This window comes from Curtobacterium sp. MCPF17_031 (genome assembly GCF_003234035.1).
Taxonomy (GTDB): domain Bacteria; phylum Actinomycetota; class Actinomycetes; order Actinomycetales; family Microbacteriaceae; genus Curtobacterium.
This window is the reverse complement of record NZ_QKSG01000017.1, coordinates 1-15,693: the sequence shown is the minus strand read 5'-3', so window position 1 is coordinate 15,693 and position 15,693 is coordinate 1. Positions and strand designations below refer to the sequence as shown.

Sequence of the window (15,693 nt, the reverse complement as noted above, 5' to 3'; positions counted from 1 at the left end):
GTGACCACCACTGACGACGTCCTCTCAACCGTCCCCGCACCCGCCGGCTCCGACATCCGTGTCGAGACCGTCGACTACGCCCACGACGACGCACCGCTGCAGGGCGTGCTCGCGAAGGACGCGGCCGTCGCCGGTCCCCGTCCGGCCGTGCTCGTCATCCACGACTGGCACGGGGTGAACGAGCACGTCGAAGCGCGGGTGACGATGCTGGCGCGCCTGGGGTACGTCGCCTTCGGAGCCGACGTCTACGGCGCCGGCATCCGCCCCGGTGACGACAGCGCTGCCGAGGTCGCCGGTCGCTTCTACGGCGACAACGCCCTGTTCCGTGCCCGCCTGCGCGCCGGACTCGACCGTCTGCTCGCTGACCCGGACGTCGACGCGTCGAAGGTCGTCGTGATGGGGTACTGCTTCGGCGGCTCGGGTGCGCTCGAACTCGCCCGGTCCGGTGCCGACCTGGTCGGGGCCGTGTCGTTCCACGGCGGACTCATCGCCCACGACCCCTCGGACGCGGACCAGATCCGCGCCAAGCTCCTGGTCCTGACCGGCGGCTCGGACCCGGTCGTGCCGGATGAGTCCGTGCACGCCTGGCAGGACGAGATGCGAGGCGCTCCGCACGTCGACTGGCAGGTCGTCACCTACGCCGACGCCATGCACGCCTTCGCGGTCCCCGGCACCGACGCACCCGACCACGGCGCGCAGTACCAGGAGCGTGCGGACCGCCGGTCGTGGCAGGCGCTGCAGGTGTTCCTCGCCGAGGTCTTCGACGAGGAGCCGACCGTCTCCTGACCCTCGGCGACACGCCGGGTGCGCCGGCCGGGGCGGTTCGATTGGCGCTGCGACCGGAGCTGTTGTAGAGTCTTCCACGGCTCGCAAGGGCCACGCGCTCGTAGCTCAATGGATAGAGCATCTGACTACGGATCAGAAGGTTGGGGGTTCGAGTCCCTTCGAGCGCACAGTACTGCAACACCACGAAGGCCCCGGAGATCATCTCCGGGGCCTTCGTCGTTCCCGCACGTCGGTCCTTCCCTGGCTTCAGTCGATCCTGGGCTGCTCCTGACGGGCGCAGGGATAGACCGGGTCCATGCCTGACGACCTGGACCAGACGGACGCCCCGTTCCTCGACGCCCTGCGGGACCACCACGCGATGAACCGGTACAGCTTCTCGCCGCCTGGGCACCGGCAGGGCCGCGGGGTCGACACCGAGACACTGTCGGTGCTCGGGATGGACCCGTTCCGCAACGACGTCCTCGCCAGCGGCGGTCTCGACGACCGGACGTCGTCGAACGCCTACCTCGCGACCGCGGAGGCCCTGATGGCGGATGCCGTGGGCGCGGACAAGGTCTTCTTCTCGACCTGCGGCAGTTCACTGTCGGTCAAGGCGGCGATGCTCTCCGTGGCCGGCGTCGACGGTGGCATCGTGATCGGTCGCGATGCCCACAAGTCCGTGACGGCAGGGCTCGTGTTCTCCGGACTCCAGCCGTACTGGGTCGAACCGCGGCTCGACGCTGACCAGGGGATCTCGCACCCGCCGTCGCCCGAGGACTACGCCGCGGTCTGGGACGCCCACCCGGACGCCGCCGCTGCGCTGGTGGTCAGCCCCACCCCGTACGGCACCTGTGCCGACATCGAGGGGATCGCGGCGGTCTGCCACGAGCGCGGCAAGCCCCTCATCGTGGACGAGGCGTGGGGCGCGCACCTGCCGTTCTCCGAGCAGCTGCCCTCGTGGGCGATGAGCGCCGGTGCCGACGTGTGCGTCACGAGCGTGCACAAGATGGGCCTCGGCTTCGAGCAGGGGTCCGTCCTGCACCTCCGCGGCGACCTCGTGGACCACGACCACCTGTGGGCCTGCGCCGACATGCTCATGACGACCAGCCCGAACGTGCTCGTCTACGCCGCCATGGACGGGTGGCGTCGACACATGGTGCAGGACGGCGCGGACCGCATCGCGCAGGCCATCGAGCTGGCCGACCGCACCCGGGAGCGGATCAACGCCATCGACGGGATCTCCGTGCTGCACGAAGAGCTCCTGCACGCCGAGGCGTCGCACGAGCTCGACCCGATGCGCATGCTGCTCGACATCCAGGCGCTCGGCATCAACGGGTACCACGCACTCGACTGGATCCGTCAGCACCACCAGATCGACCTCGGGCTCTCGGACCACCGGCACCTCGGGGTCGACATCTCGATCGCCGACGACGAGTTCACGACCGACCGGCTGGTGCAGGCGCTCGAGGACCTGGCAGCTGCGGCACCCGGGCTCGACCAGGACCCCCCGGTGCAGCTGCCGGACCGCTCGGGCATCCTGCTCGAGTCGGTCGTCACCCCGCGCGAGGCGTTCTTCGCCCCGGCGGAGTCCGTACCGGCGGAGCAGGCGGTGGGCAGGATCGCGGCCGAGCAGGCGACCCCATACCCACCCGGCATCCCTGCGTACGTGCCGGGGGAGCGGCTCACCGCCGAGGTCATCGACTACCTGCGGAGCGGTCTCCAGGCGGGCATGGTCCTGCCGGACCCGACCGACGGCAGCCTCGGGACCATCCGCGTCATGCGCGACGTGCGGTAGCGGCCGGGAGGCCCGAGGCCCGTCCGGCAGGCCACTCGCCCGGTCAGGTCAGCCCGGCCAGGCCTCCGACCCCCACGACCCGTCCGCGCGTCGCTCGTAGGCGAGCCGGTTGCTCGGCCCGTCCGTCGCGCCCGTCCAGAAGAGCATCCGCACCGGCGTCAGCGCGTACCCGCCCCACGTCGCGGGCGGGTCGAGCGGCGCTCCGCCCCCGGTCGCCTCGAAGGACGCCCACCGGGTCCGCCGCTCGTCGGCCGGCACGGCCGCCAGGTCGGCGTCGTTCACCCATGCGAGCACCTGCAGGTAGTGGGTGCGCGCTGCGTAGGCGATCCGCGCCTCCCGGTCCGTCACCCGAGCGACGTCACCGGTGACGACGAGTTGCCGGGCCGCCTCCGGCCAGACGATCGTCACGGAGGCCCGTGGCACGGCCGCCAGCTCGGCCGCCTTGCGGCTCCGGGTGTCGCTGTGGAAGTGCAGGCGCTGCCCGTCGAACTGCGACAGCAGGACCGTCCGCGCCGACGGGTACCCGTCCAGGCCGATCGTGGACAGGTTCATCGTCGGCGTGACGCCCGATCCGGCCGGCGGGAGCCAGGCCGCGGCGAGCACGAGCGGGTCCGCGGGCGGCGGACCGGTGTCGGCTGCCGCGGCCTGCCCGGGCAGCGTGGTCATCGCGGGCCTGCGGGGTCGAAGCGGGCGATCTCGTGCAGCGAGGCCACCGCCTCGGCGAGGGAGTGCTCCCACAGGGCTGCGCCGTACGAGGCGGAGGCGCGGCTCGCGTCCCCGACGACGCCGGGTGTCCCGAAGTCGTCCGAGAGCCAGCCGAAGGACACCGGACCACCGTTGAACGCGATCTTCTCGAAGTCCGCCAGGTGGTCCGGCACCCAGCGTTCGGCGAGCGTCATGTCGACCAGGTCCGGCCGCAGGTGCAGGATCATCGACGTCTCCGCCGCACCGCCGTGGATGCCGAGTCCGCGTTCGTCCGCGTCCTCGCCGTCGGGGCCGGGCATCCGGGCGAGGGTCGGCATCAGGAACGTCTTCAGTCCGTACCGCTTGCGGATCTCGCGGAGTGCGACCTGCAGCAGCGCCACGTTCCCGCCGTGCCCGTTGGCGAACACCAGCGTGCCCGCGCCGGTCAGGGCGACGGCGCGGCCGACCTGCACCACGGTGTCGAACATCGTGTCCGCGTCGAGCCACACGGTGCCGGGCGCCCAGCTGTGCTCGTCGGACTTCGTGAACGCCAGGGTGGGCAGTTGCCAGACGTCGAGCCCCTCGGCCGCGGCCTGTTCGACGGCCGCGCCGCCGATGTGGTCGGCGAGCAGGAAGTCCGTCAGGAGCGGCAGGTGCGGGCCGTGGTGTTCGACCGCTCCGGTGGGCTGGACGACGATGGTGTCCGCCGTGAAGCCGGCGGCGACGGCCGGCCCGGACAGCTCGGCGAGCTTGCGCGTGCCGCTCACTTGCCGAACCCGGGAACGGCGGGCTGGGCCGAGGCGGTGGACCCGCCGGACTGCACGAGCGCGGGGTCGATGACGTGACCGGGGTTGAGCAGCCCGTGCGGGTCGGTGCGCTGCTTGAGGGCGAGCAGCTCCTCCACCCCGTGGTCGACGTAGTACTGGTGCGGGCTGTGGACACGGACTCCGAGATCCCGCAGGACGGGGTAGCCGGCGTAGACGTCCTCCGCCCCGGTGTAGGGCGCGGTGAGCATGCCGATCGGGCCGACGTGTGCCGCCTCGATGTGCAGCATCCCGCCCGGGTAGACTGCCTCGACCTCGGCGATCCGGTCGATCAGCGCCTCGCCACCGACCTCGACGTGGAAGTACTCGGTGTCGGGGGTGTTCCGCTTCAGCCACCAGATCGGGTGGTTGTAGGACAGCATGGACACCTTCGTGGTCTGCTGCAGGCCCTCCCGGACGTCCTCGACGGTGCCGCCGGCGAAGGTGATGAGGTCGTGCGCCTCGTCGAGTGCCGTCGCGTCGATGATGCCGCGCAGGCTGGCCCGGTCGGTGGGGATCGCAGCGTCCTTCGGCAGGGTCCCGGCGATCACGGCCCGGTCGGCACTGACCAGGCGTGGCACGGGTGTCAGCCCGCGGAGCGTCCGGACCGCGACGAGCGCCTGCTCGAAGCTCGGGAAGGACGCGTACACGGCCCGCCAGTCCTGCAGCGGTTCGAGCCGGACCGTGGCTCGGGCGATGACGCCGGCCGTGCCGTAGGTGTGCACGAAGGGCTGTGCCGCGTCGCCCTCGACGTGCAGCAGACCCGGCTCGCCGGGCAGCGCGATGTCGAGCGCGGTCACGAAGCCCTGCCAGTTCGACCCGTGCGCGATCGAGCCGGTGCCACCGGAGCCGCCGGAGAGGAAGCCGCCGATCGTGGACTGCGCCGTCGACGGGTACATCCAGAGCTGCTGACCGGCCGCCGCTGCCGCCTGTTCGAGGGCGACCATCGTGGTGCCGGCCTCGGCGGTGATCCAGCCGTCGCTGACCTCGACGACGGCGCGCGCCCGAGAGGTGTCGAGCACCAGACCGCCGTGCAGCGGGATGCCCTGCCCGTAGTTGCCGGTGCCCTTGCCGCGGGTGGTGACGGGCACCCCGTGGCGGATCGCGGCCTCCAGCGTGGCGGCGATCTCGTCGGCGCTCGCGGGGGAGGCGACGAGGTCCGCGAGGCCGAGCGGCAGCTGCTCGCTGAGGATCGGGCTCATCGTGGCCTCGTCGACCGAGGCGCGTTCACGGGTGCGTTGGTCCGCGCTCACGCCGCGCTCACCGAGCAGGGTGACGAGGTCGGCGCGGAGCGCCTCGAGCGTGGCTGGGGAGGCGGTGCCGACGGTGGCCGGGGTGACGGTGGTCATGCTTGCTCCTGATGGCTGCTGCGCGTTTCGGGTTCCGGACGGGAGGCGGCGGACGTGCCCCGCGCCTCCCGTCCGGTGGGTGGTCGGCGAGCCGACCGGTGACGGGACGACCTAGAAGCCGAGGGAGATCGACTTGTCCAGGAACTCGTTCGTGTAGAGGTCGGACGGCGCGAGGCCCTCCTTCATGCCGCCGTCGGATCCGGAGAACACCGGCGTGGCCTTCGCGATGAAGTCGGACATGCGCTTCTCGTCCATGTCGCCGACGTAGCCGTTGTCACCGTCGGTCGCGATGCCGCGCTTCCGCATCTGCTCGGCCGCGAAGGCACCGACCTTCGAGTCGTACGTCCAGCCGTTGTTGTACTGCTGCACGAGCTGCGTGATGAGGTCGTTCGTCGCGCCCGGGGACGTCAGGTAGTCGACGTCGGCCTGCTGCATGACCGGGACGAGTGCCTTCAGGCAGGGGGCCAGCTTCGTCTTGTCACCCGAGCGGATCGACATGGTCTCGGGGTACGGGTTCCAGCCGGTGGTCGAGATGAGAGCGGACGAGATCTTCTTGCCCCAGGCCGGGACCTGGTGCTGGTACACGTACGGCTCGGCGGTCGCGAAGCCCTGCTGGGCGTCCTTGCCGCCGGCGGAGACGAACTTCGACGGGGTGCCGTCGTAGCTGCCGTCGAGGACGCTCTTCGGCAGGTTGCCGGAGTCCTGCAGGTAGGACATGTACGCGGCGTCGTTGAAGTAGCGGACGACGCCGTCCTTCTTCTCGAGGGCCTTGCCGAGGCTCTTGATGCTGTCGACCTCGGGGTAGGTCTTCGGGTCCCACATGATGACCATCGGGGACTGGTCGTTCTCGGCGAAGACGGCCGTCGTGGGCAGCTTGTCGGAGAACGAGACGGCCTCGTCGGTGGAGACGTAGCCGAGGGTGATCGACTTGTCCTGGTACATCTGCGAGCTGACCTTCGAGTACCCGATGGCCGGGCCGCCGGCGCGCACCTCGAGCTTGACGCCGGTCGGTTTGCCGTTCGCGACGAGGTCGCCGGTCACCTTCTTACCGGAGGCGTCGATCGTCGGGTTCGCGCCGAGCATCTGGTAGAGGTGCCCGTGGTCGCCCTCGGGGTTCCAGTCGGTCTGGACGACGACGGTCGCCGGGCAGACGCCGGAGAGGTCGACGGCGGGGCCGGTGGCCGCGGTCGTCGCGGCAGTCGTCGTGGCGCTGCTGGCCGAACCGCTCGCACAGCCGGTGAGGGCGATGGCCGTGACGGTGAGGGCGGCGGTGACAGCGCCGATTCGGGTGGTGGTGCGCATGGAGGCTCCGATCGTGGTGCGGGTCTCGTGGTGCTGGGGGCGGGTGCTGTGGGAGGGAGGGGTCAGGGGTCGGGCGACGGTGGGACCGTCAGCCGAAGTCGTGCCAGCGGCCGACGGCCAGGCGGCCGAGCAGGCCGAAGACCAGGAACACCGCGACGCCGTAGAGCGAGGCGATGATGATGGTCGCGTAGAGCTCCGGCCCCATCAGCCGTGACGCGGTCACCTGGATGAGGACGCCGAGGCCGGGGTTGCCGCGCTGGAAGAACTGGTCGCCGACGATCGCGCCGATGACGCTGAGGCCGGCCGAGGTGCGCAGGCCGACGAAGATCGACGGCAGGGCGGCGGGGACCTGCAGCTTCACGAGTCGGGCGAACCGGCCGGCGCGCTGCAGCCGGAAGAGCTCGTGCTGCGCCCGGTCGGCGGACTGCAGCCCGAAGAGCGTGTTCGACACCATCGGGAACAGGGCGATCATCACCGTGACGATGACGCGGCTGGTGAACTCGTAGCCGAACAGGGCGCCGATGAGCGGTACGAGCGCCAGGATCGGCACGCACTGCAGTACCACGGCGTACGGGTAGAGCGAGTTCTCGAGCCACTTCGCCTGCGCCATCGCCATCGCCCAGAGGACGCCGATCACGATCGCGAAGGCCAGCCCGGTGAGCGAGACGACCGTCGTCCGGCCGAGTGCCGTCCAGAGGTCGTGGCCGAAGGTCGACGGCGCCCCGTTCATCCCGGTCGGCGCGACGATCGCCTTGAGCACCAGGTGCGGGTACGGCACGAGGAACGCCAGGCTCCGCACGTGGTCGTAGTAGGCGGCGACCGCGTACCAGACGGCGACGAGCACACCGAGGACGACGACGGGCTGCCACCAGGTGACCGACCGCCGACTGCGGGGGGTGGAGCGGCGGGCGGCGGCGCGCGTGGTGCGGGCCTCGGCGACCTCCTGGAGCGTGACCATCAGCGGTGTCCTTCCCGGAGAGCGTGCGAGACCTCGCCGACGAGCTCGGCGAACTCCGGGGTGAAGCGGATGTCGGGGTCGCGCGGCATCGGGAACGGCACGTCGAAGCGGCCGACGATGCTGCCCGGACGGCCGGACATCACGATCACCTCGGTGGACAGGTACACGGCCTCGGACACCGAGTGCGTGATGAACAGCCCGGCGAACTGCTGCTCCACGAACAGCCGCAGGAGTTCGTCGTTGAGGCGCTCGCGCGTGATCTCGTCGAGGGCGCCGAACGGTTCGTCGAACAGGAACAGCTCCGGGTCGAGGGTCAGCGACCGCGCGAGCGAGACGCGCATCCGCATGCCGCCGGAGAGCTGCTTCGGCAGGTTCGTCTCGAAGCCGTTCAGGCCGACCAGGTCGATGGCGTGCTTCGCCTTCGCGGCCCGCTCGGCCTTCGGGACGTGACCGAGTTCGGCGAGCAGTTCGACGTTCCCCTGCACGTTCCGCCAGGGCAGCAACGTGGCGTCCTGGAAGACGTAGCCGATCCGGTCGGCGGCGACCCCCGCGGTGCCGTCGGACGCCGTCTCGAGCCCGGACGCGATCCGGAGCAGCGTCGACTTGCCGCACCCGGAGGGGCCGACGACCGAGACGAACTGGCCGCGGTCCACGGTCAGGTCGACGCCCTGCAGAGCGACGGTGCCGTTCGGGAACGTCATCTCGACGTTCCGGAAGTCGAGCAGCGTGTCCGTCGTGGTGACGGGAGCTGGTGCGGTGGTGGTCACGGCTACCTCGTGTTCTCGTGCATGGTCGTGCGCGGTCAGGGAACGGGGACGGGGGTCAGGGGACGAGCTGGGCGACGGACGTGCGTTCCGTGCTGACGGTTCGTGTCCGGGCGACGGTGCGCCGCACCTCGGTGCGGGCGACGAGTCGTCCGCGGGACAGGACGATCCGGTCGGCGGGGGCGTTCGCCACCGCGTCGGTGACGCTGGTCGCGGCGACGGCGAGCAGGTCGGCGCGCGCTCCGACGACGGGACCGGCGGCCGGGAGGCCCATCACGCTCCGGGCGGTGGCGCTCACCATCGCGTACGCCTCGTCCGGCGTCAGGTGCCCGGCGGTCACGAGCAGGGACGCGGTCTCGAGGGCATCGCTCCGGCCGACCGGGTTGAACGGGTCGCGGACGTTGTCGGCGCCGGCGGCCACGCGGACCCCGGCGGCGAGGAGCGCCCGGATCGCGGTCAACCCGCGGGGGGTCGACACCGGGTGCTGCCATCCCTGCAGGTACAGGTTCGTGATCGGCAGCGTGATGACGCCGAGGTCCGCGGCGGCGACGTCGGCGACGACCTCGGCGAGGCGCTCCGGTCCGAGGGTGCCGAGTCGCACGCAGTGCCCGGCGGAGTACTGCCGGTCGCGCGGCCAGTCGCGGACGGCGCGGGCGTAGTGGTCGAGGGTGACGGGTCCGTCGAGACTCTCGTCGGCGTGCAGGTCGACGCCGAGACCGCGGCGGTGTGCGATCGCCAGGAGTCGGTCGACGTCGGCGAGCGGGTCCTCGGCGAGGTGCGGGGCGCCACCGACCAGGTCGACGCCGAGGTCGAGCACCGCTTCGACGTGCTCGTCCGGCGCGAGCGGCCCGGCCAGTGCGACGAGTTCGATGTCCATCAGGTCGGCGAGCTCGTCCCGGACCTGCACCAGGGCACGGGCGCCACGGACGGCGTCGGCGACCGTTCCGGTCCCACCGTGGCTGAGGACGTCCACGTGGGTGCGGACCGCGGTGGTGCCGGCCGCCAGCAGCGCGAGGGCCGCGGTCCGTGCCCGGTCGGCGATCTCGTCGACGGACATCGTCGTGGCGTAGGCGGCCCAGGCGGCGATCGCAGAGCCCAGGTCACCGAGCGGCGGGTTGATCCGGTCGGCGCTGAGGGCCTTGTCGAGGTGGGCGTGCGGTTCGGCCGGGGCGGTGAGGAGCAGGCGACCCTCGAGGTCGAGCGTGCCCTCCGCGGACGCGGCGAGGCTGCCGGCCGGTGCCACCTCGGTGACCATGTCGCCGGTGATCGCGACGTCCACGAGTCCGCCGTCGGACAGCAGCGCGGACCGCAGGAGGGTGATCGGGCGTGGCAGTGACTCGTCCAAGGGGCCCTCTCGATCGTGTGTGACAATGTTGATCGCATCAACATCCACGATGCTAGGTGGGTCGTGTTTCTCACCCGTTTCGCTCCGGTTGCCGACTGTGACGAGATGGGATGCACGGAACGGCCCGCTGGTCCGGACCACGATCGGAGCGCGATGCCCACCGACCTCCTGCCCCACGCCGACCTGCCACCGGACGCTCCCGAGGCCGATCGGGTGGTCGACGAACAGGCCCGTCTCGTGGGCGAGCACATCCGGGCACTCCGGCGTTCGGCACGACTGACCCTCGTCCAGCTCGCCGAGCGCACCGGGCTCTCGCACCCGTTCCTCAGCCAGGTCGAACGCGGCCACTCCCGCGCCAGCATGGTGTCGCTCGAGAAGATCGCCACCGCGCTCGACACCACCCAGGTCGCACTCCTCGCCGCCGGCGCCCCGGCCCGGGACGAGCCGGACGACCGAGGACCCGAGGTGCTCCGCGCCGACGAGGGTGCCCGCGGGCCGTTCTCCAGCGGCGAGGCGCGGCTCCTCGTGCACGCCGGCCCGCACGCCTTCGAGCCGCTCGAGTGGAAGGGCGACGACACCGACCTCGGCGAGTACTTCGAGCACCGTGAGGACGAGTTCCTCACGGTGCTCGAAGGCGACGTCCTGCTCGACCTCCGTGGCCAGGACGTGCTGCGCCTGGGCCCCGGCGACTCGGCCTACTACCGGGGTGGCACCGGACACCGCTGGTGCAGCGCCGACGGCAGTGCGTTCCACATGATCGTCGTCAAGGAGACCCCGCGGGCCGGAGCCGCGTCATGAGCGCCGGTCTGGTCGACTCCCCGGACGACCGGCTCCGGATGCGGATCGCCGACCGGCAGCGGGTGGCTGAGGACGTCGTCGTCCTCGACCTCGCGTCGGTCGACGGCGTCGCCCTGCCTGAGTGGGAACCCGGGGCCCACGTGGACCTCGAGGTGGCGCCCGGCATCGAACGGCAGTACTCGCTCGTCACCACCACCCCCGACGGGCACTGGCGGGTGGCCGTCCTCCGCGAAGCCTCCGGGCGAGGTGGGTCCGTCGCCGTGCACGACACGCTCCGTGTCGACGACGAGGTCCTGGTCGGCGGCCCGCGCAACCACTTCGGCTTCGACCCCGACCGGCCCGCGGTCTTCGTCGCTGGCGGCATCGGCATCACCCCGATCCGCGCGATGATCGCCGCCGCCGAGGCTGGCGGCACCCCGTGGGAGCTCCACTACGCCGGCCGCACCCGGGACCGGATGGCCTTCGCCGACGAACTCGTCGTGGCCCACCCGGACCGTGTGGCGCTCGCCGTCGCGGACGACGGCACCCGGATCGACGTGGCCTCGCTCCTCGCGGTGCCCCGGGACGCCGTCGTCTACTGCTGCGGCCCCCGCCGCCTGATGGACGCGGTCGAGGCCGCCGCCGCGCACTGGCCCGCGGGCAGCGTCCGGGTCGAGCGGTTCGAGCCCGCCGCTGACGTCGACGCCCCGAGGGAGTCGTTCGAGGTGGAGCTCACCCTCACCGGGGTCACGGTCACGGTCCCGGCCGACCGCACCCTGCTCGAGGTCGCGGAGGACGCCGGCGCGTTCGTCCTGTCGTCCTGCCGCGAGGGCACCTGCGGCACGTGCGAGACCCCCGTCCTCGACGGCGCGGTCGACCACCGCGACACCGTGCTCAGCCCGGCGGAGCAGGCTGACGACCGCACCATGATGGTCTGCGTCTCCCGCGCCAGGCGAGGCTGCCCGCGGCTGGTGCTCGAACTCTGACCACCGGACGGGAGGCTCGGGTACGGACGCGAGCAGGGCCTCCCGTCCGCCGCGGGTCGGCTCAGTCAGGGTCGCTCGGTGTGCTCCACCGGTGCACCGGTGAGCGCCGAGAGACGCTCGAGCCCGGCCTGCTCGACGAGCTGGCGAGCCAGCGGACGGGCGCGGGCCACGGCCTCCTGGACGTCGACGCGCGTCACCTCGAAGTCCGCCAGGCTCAGTTCACCGTCGACCCAGACGTCCTTCACCTCGCGGCTGCCGGCGACGAACACGACCGCCTGGAACGGGTCGTGCACGTTCGCGAGCGTCGGGCTCTCCCCGTCGAACACGACCAGGTCCGCACGCTTGCCCGGCTCCAGCGACCCGATCTCGGCGTCCATCCGCAGTGCCGTCGCCCCGCCGATCGTCCCCATCTCGAACGCCTCCCGGGCGCTCATCGCGGTCGCCTGCAGGTCCCGGATCCGGGCGAGCAACGCCGCCGTCTTCATCGCCTGCAGGAAGTCCTGCGAGTCGTTCGACGCGGGCCCGTCGACGCCGATGCCGACCGGGATGCCGAGCGCCCGGAGTTCCGCGACCGGCGCGATGCCGCTCGCCAGGATGCCGTTGGCGACCGGGTTGTGCGCGACGCCGACCCCGTTCGCGGCGTAGGTCTCGCGGTCCTCCCGGTCCATCCAGACGCTGTGCGCGGCGATCACCGGCACCCGGAACATCCCCGTCGCCTCGGCGTGCCCGACGACCGTCTTGCCGGTGCGCTGGCGGGCTGCGGTGACCTCTTCGCGGACCTCGTGCACGTGCACGTGGATGCCGTGCCCGCCGTCGACCGCGTAGTCGATGTGCTCCTGCCAGGCCTGGTCCGAGTACCGGCCGATCGAGGACATCCCCACACGGAACGTGCTGTACCGGCTGGCATCGGCGGCCTCGCGCAGGGCGTCGAACTCCTCGAGGATCGGTGCCGGACCGAAGCCGCGGTCGACGTCCCCGGACCCGAACGACACCACTCCGCGCAGGCCCAGCTCCTCGAGCGCCTGCACGACCCCCGGGGTCGCCGGTTCTCCGGCGATCGGGTCCGAGCAGAACATGTCGTTCGCCGTCGTCACGCCGCTCCGGAGCATCTGGATGCCCTGCAGCATCGTGCCCGCGTACGCCTTGTCCCGCGTCATCACCGGGTTCACGTGGGAGATGAGGGCGTTCAGCCACTCCCACAGCGTGTACTGCGAGCCGATGCCCGTGATGAGCCCCTCGCTGAAGTGCCCGTGCGTGTTCACGAAGCCCGGCGTGACCAGATCGTGCGCCCCGCCGCGGATCGTCGCACCGGGGTGTGCTGCCGACAGCTCGGCGAACACACCGACCGCGGCGACCCGGTCCCCGTCGAGGAGCACCGCGCCGTCCCGGATCGCGGACGGGGTCTCGGAGTGGTCGGGGGCGGCGGTCAGCACCCACCCGCCGCGGATCAGGGTCTGGGTCATGGGGGGACCCTAGGGACCGCGTGTTTCGCCGGTGTCACCGTCCGGTTTCCCCCGCTCGCAGCATGCCTCCGCCGGAACGACGGGCGTCACGAGCACGAAACAGCGCCCTGCTACAAACGCTTGCATGCTGACCGTCACCAGTGCCCTCCGCGTCCTCGTCGATCCCCGCACCGAACACGACGGTGACGTGGTCGTCGACGACGGCAGCAGCGTCGCGACCACCCTCGACGCCTCCGGCTGCGTCGTCACCGCCGGACTCGTCAACGCGCACCACCACCTGCTGCAGACCGCCTTCCGGACGCTCCCCGGGACCCGTGGTGTGCCGATGGCGGACTGGCTCCCCACCATGGCGCAGGCGTACACCGCCGCGGGCCACGACCCCGAGCTCTACGGGGTCGCGGCGTCGGTCGGAGCCGCGGAGGGCCTCCTGTCCGGCGTCACGACCATCGCAGACCACCACCTGAACTGGCCGACCGACGCGAGCCCCGACGGGACCGTCGCGCTCGCCGCAGCGACCGTGGACGCGGTCCGCGGTCTCGGCGGCCGGCTCGTCTTCGTCCGGGGGAGCGCGCGGGACGACCCGTCACGAGCGGCGGGGTCGGCGGACGCGATCGTCCGTGCGCTGCTGCACGAGGACGCCGTCGACGGGACGGACCCGGACGGCCGACTGCAGGTCGCAGTCGGGCCGGCCGGCGTGCACTCCGACGGAGAGGGCACGTTCCGGGCGCTCGGCGAGGTCGCCGCGGAGCACGGCCTCCGTCGACGGACGCAGGCGAACGAACAGGTCGACACGGCGATCGCGCTCGAACGGTACGGCCGGCGGCCGCTCGACCTGCTCGAGGAGTGGGGGTGGCTCGCGCCGGACGTCACGATCGCGCACCTCTGCGACGTCACCGACGACGAGATCGAGCGCCTCGCGACCGCCGGTGTCACCGCGACGCACGCGCCGGGGTGCGACGTGCCGATGGGGTGGGGGATCGCGCCGGTCGCCCGGCTCGCCGCCGCGGGTGTGCCGGTCGGCCTCGGCACGAGCGGCGGTGGCAGCAACGACGCCGGACACCTGCTCGCCGACGCTCGGCTCGCGATGCAGGTGTCCGCGCTGGTCGGGCCGCAGCTACCGGCACGCCAGGTGCTCGGGATGGCGACCGAGGGCTCCGCCGTCGGTCTCGGCAGGCCGGAGCTCGGTCACCTCGGCACCGGATCGGCGGGCGACCTCTGCGTGTGGGACGTGTCCGGGGTCACCGACGCCGGTGTGGCGGACCCGGTCGCGGGCCTCCTGTGGGCGTCACCGGGACGGCGGCCGAAGCACGTCGTCGTCGGTGGGCGCGTGGTGGTGCGGGACGGGAGGCTCGTCACGGCCGACGAGGGCGAGCTGGCGGCCCGGCTGCGGGAGCGTCTGGTAGGCGGGCGCTCCCGTCCGTGAAACGCCCCCTTCGTCCCGGGACGCCGCCGGGGTCCGCGGCGTCTCGGTGTGCAGGCGGCGTCGAGCACTGACGGGCGTGTCTCGACGTGTACCCGGCCGCGGGGGTACGGTTCGCAGGACGAGGAAGGACCGTCGTGCGGATCCTGGGGAACGTGGTTCGAGGGTTGGTGTTCGTCCTCGAGTCGGTGGCGAAGACGATCGGCGCGATGTCCGGCGCGCACACGCACGACCTGGACGGCCAGCGGAAGCTCTACGAGCAGCGGCCTGACTACCGGCCCTGAGCCTCGGTCAGTGCGCGCGGTTGAGCCGGTCGGCGAGTCGACCCAGTGCCCAGTTGACCAGGAAGCCGAGTGCGCCGACGACCGGGAGCGCGATGACCACGACGGTCCAGACCACCTTCGTCAGCTGCGAGCGGGTCCGGTCGCGCCAGAGCAGCACGAGCGTTCCGACCTCCAGCAGCACGAGCACGAGCAGCACGGCCATGTGCTCACCAGCGAGGTTCCCGAACACGTCCCCCACCTTCCGGGAGCACGCGGTCGCGCCCCTTCGCGGGAGTGTAGCGGTGCCGCGGTGCCGGGACACGCCTCCCGGATCGTGAGCGCCAGCGGTCAAGGAGCTTCGAGGACCGACGCCTGGAGCGCACGGATGGTGACGGCGAGGCCGCCGGAGGCCAACAGGCCGGACCCGAGCGGCCCGGACGAGTCGGTCCCCAGCAGGGGGAGACGGCGCAGTGCGCCCCGGACGCCGGCGTCCATGTGCGCGATCTGCCAGCCGAGCTCGTCCGAGTCGGGGCGGCCCAGCCCGGCGGCGCGTACGGCGTAGGCGGCGGCCCCGAGCGCGTGGGCGCTCATGTGGGCGACACCGGAGGCCTGGCCTGCGGCGAACGCGGCTGCCCGTGCGGCGGGATCGCGGACGACCGAGGCAGCGCGCCCGGTCTCGAAGCGCCGGCGGATCATGTCCGACGCCTCGATGTCACCCCGAGCGAAGGCCCGGGTGCGTGCGAGCCCATCGCGAGGACGGGCGTCCTCGGGGACCGCGCGCTCGAACAGCGGGAGGACTCGCTCGGCGCAGTCCACAGCCCACGCGGCCAACAGCCGGCGGTCGCCGAGGTCGAGCGTCTGCGGAGAGGCCATGCCCGCACCCTCGCACAGTGGCACGGTGGGTGCGTGCGAGAACGCCGCCTCGCGGGTGCGGGGCGGCGTTGTCGTGGTGTGTCAGATCGGGGTGTTACTTGATCTGGGCGGTGATGGTGGCGGTGCCGACGAGCAGGCCGCCCGTG

General features: G+C 72.1%; 16 protein-coding genes and 1 tRNA gene. 7 read left to right on the top strand and 10 right to left on the bottom strand.

The features are described 5' to 3' along the window. The 3 genes from DEJ31_RS16395 (at position 1) to DEJ31_RS16385 (ending at position 2,560) form a co-directional block, all read left to right on the top strand. Complete coding sequence (locus tag DEJ31_RS16395; protein ID WP_110904473.1) at positions 1 to 786, top strand: dienelactone hydrolase family protein; 786 nt, start codon at positions 1 to 3, stop codon at positions 784 to 786. Between the two features lie 94 nt (positions 787 to 880). Continuing rightward, positions 881 to 953 (top strand) — tRNA-Arg (locus DEJ31_RS16390). A gap of 128 nt (positions 954 to 1,081) precedes the next feature. Beyond that, complete coding sequence (locus DEJ31_RS16385; protein WP_258366349.1) at positions 1,082 to 2,560, top strand: aminotransferase class I/II-fold pyridoxal phosphate-dependent enzyme; 1,479 nt, start codon at positions 1,082 to 1,084, stop codon at positions 2,558 to 2,560. 48 nt (positions 2,561 to 2,608) lie between these two features. Here DEJ31_RS16385 and DEJ31_RS16380 read toward each other — a convergent pair whose 3' ends face one another. From DEJ31_RS16380 to DEJ31_RS16350, 7 genes are all read right to left on the bottom strand, one after another. Next, complete coding sequence (locus tag DEJ31_RS16380) at positions 2,609 to 3,226, bottom strand: pyridoxal 5'-phosphate synthase (RefSeq protein ID WP_111044025.1); 618 nt, start codon at positions 3,224 to 3,226, stop codon at positions 2,609 to 2,611. Beyond that, positions 3,223 to 4,011 (bottom strand): creatininase family protein, encoded by a 789-nt coding sequence (locus DEJ31_RS16375; RefSeq protein WP_111044026.1) that lies wholly within the window; start codon positions 4,009 to 4,011, stop codon positions 3,223 to 3,225. The genes DEJ31_RS16380 and DEJ31_RS16375 overlap by 4 nt, the downstream gene beginning before the upstream one ends. Further along, the gene (locus tag DEJ31_RS16370; RefSeq protein ID WP_111122405.1) at positions 4,008 to 5,396 is read right to left on the bottom strand and encodes an FAD-binding oxidoreductase; all 1,389 of its coding nucleotides are present in this window, start codon (positions 5,394 to 5,396) and stop codon (positions 4,008 to 4,010) included. The genes DEJ31_RS16375 and DEJ31_RS16370 overlap by 4 nt, the downstream gene beginning before the upstream one ends. A gap of 111 nt (positions 5,397 to 5,507) precedes the next feature. Further along, the gene (locus DEJ31_RS16365; RefSeq protein WP_110904529.1) at positions 5,508 to 6,698 is read right to left on the bottom strand and encodes an ABC transporter substrate-binding protein; all 1,191 of its coding nucleotides are present in this window, start codon (positions 6,696 to 6,698) and stop codon (positions 5,508 to 5,510) included. Positions 6,699 to 6,786: 88 nt separating this feature from the next. After that, positions 6,787 to 7,656 carry an ABC transporter permease gene (locus DEJ31_RS16360; protein WP_110904530.1) on the bottom strand — a complete coding sequence of 290 codons (870 nt, stop codon included), beginning with the start codon at positions 7,654 to 7,656 and terminating at the stop codon, positions 6,787 to 6,789. Further along, positions 7,656 to 8,423, bottom strand: coding sequence for an ABC transporter ATP-binding protein (locus tag DEJ31_RS16355; RefSeq protein WP_258366348.1), 768 nt, complete (start codon positions 8,421 to 8,423; stop codon positions 7,656 to 7,658). The genes DEJ31_RS16360 and DEJ31_RS16355 overlap by 1 nt, the downstream gene beginning before the upstream one ends. A 55-nt stretch (positions 8,424 to 8,478) precedes the next feature. Further along, entirely contained in the window at positions 8,479 to 9,765 is a 1,287-nt protein-coding gene (locus tag DEJ31_RS16350; RefSeq protein ID WP_111122404.1) for an amidohydrolase family protein, read from the bottom strand. Between the two features lie 153 nt (positions 9,766 to 9,918). Between DEJ31_RS16350 and DEJ31_RS16345 the strand changes: the two genes are divergently transcribed. Beyond that, on the top strand, positions 9,919 to 10,563 hold the full coding sequence (locus tag DEJ31_RS16345) for a helix-turn-helix domain-containing protein (RefSeq protein ID WP_111122403.1): 645 nt from the start codon (positions 9,919 to 9,921) through the stop codon (positions 10,561 to 10,563). Beyond that, the gene (locus DEJ31_RS16340; protein WP_111044031.1) at positions 10,560 to 11,528 is read left to right on the top strand and encodes a PDR/VanB family oxidoreductase; all 969 of its coding nucleotides are present in this window, start codon (positions 10,560 to 10,562) and stop codon (positions 11,526 to 11,528) included. Before DEJ31_RS16345 ends, DEJ31_RS16340 begins: the two co-directional genes overlap by 4 nt. 65 nt (positions 11,529 to 11,593) lie before the next feature. Here the strand turns inward: DEJ31_RS16340 and DEJ31_RS16335 are convergent, their stop codons facing one another. Next, a complete protein-coding gene (locus DEJ31_RS16335; RefSeq protein ID WP_111122402.1) occupies positions 11,594 to 12,991 on the bottom strand; it encodes an amidohydrolase family protein in 1,398 nt (465 codons plus the stop codon). Between the two features lie 124 nt (positions 12,992 to 13,115). Between DEJ31_RS16335 and DEJ31_RS16330 the strand changes: the two genes are divergently transcribed. Then, positions 13,116 to 14,414 carry an amidohydrolase family protein gene (locus DEJ31_RS16330; protein ID WP_111122401.1) on the top strand — a complete coding sequence of 433 codons (1,299 nt, stop codon included), beginning with the start codon at positions 13,116 to 13,118 and terminating at the stop codon, positions 14,412 to 14,414. Positions 14,415 to 14,548: 134 nt separating this feature from the next. Next, positions 14,549 to 14,695, top strand: a complete 147-nt coding sequence (locus DEJ31_RS17375; protein WP_181433564.1) for a hypothetical protein — start codon at positions 14,549 to 14,551, stop codon at positions 14,693 to 14,695. Positions 14,696 to 14,702: 7 nt separating this feature from the next. Here DEJ31_RS17375 and DEJ31_RS16325 read toward each other — a convergent pair whose 3' ends face one another. Further along, positions 14,703 to 14,924 (bottom strand): PLDc N-terminal domain-containing protein, encoded by a 222-nt coding sequence (locus tag DEJ31_RS16325; RefSeq protein ID WP_111122400.1) that lies wholly within the window; start codon positions 14,922 to 14,924, stop codon positions 14,703 to 14,705. Positions 14,925 to 15,022: 98 nt separating this feature from the next. Beyond that, complete coding sequence (locus DEJ31_RS16320) at positions 15,023 to 15,547, bottom strand: putative immunity protein (RefSeq protein ID WP_111122399.1); 525 nt, start codon at positions 15,545 to 15,547, stop codon at positions 15,023 to 15,025. Between the last annotated feature and the right edge of the window lie 146 nt (positions 15,548 to 15,693).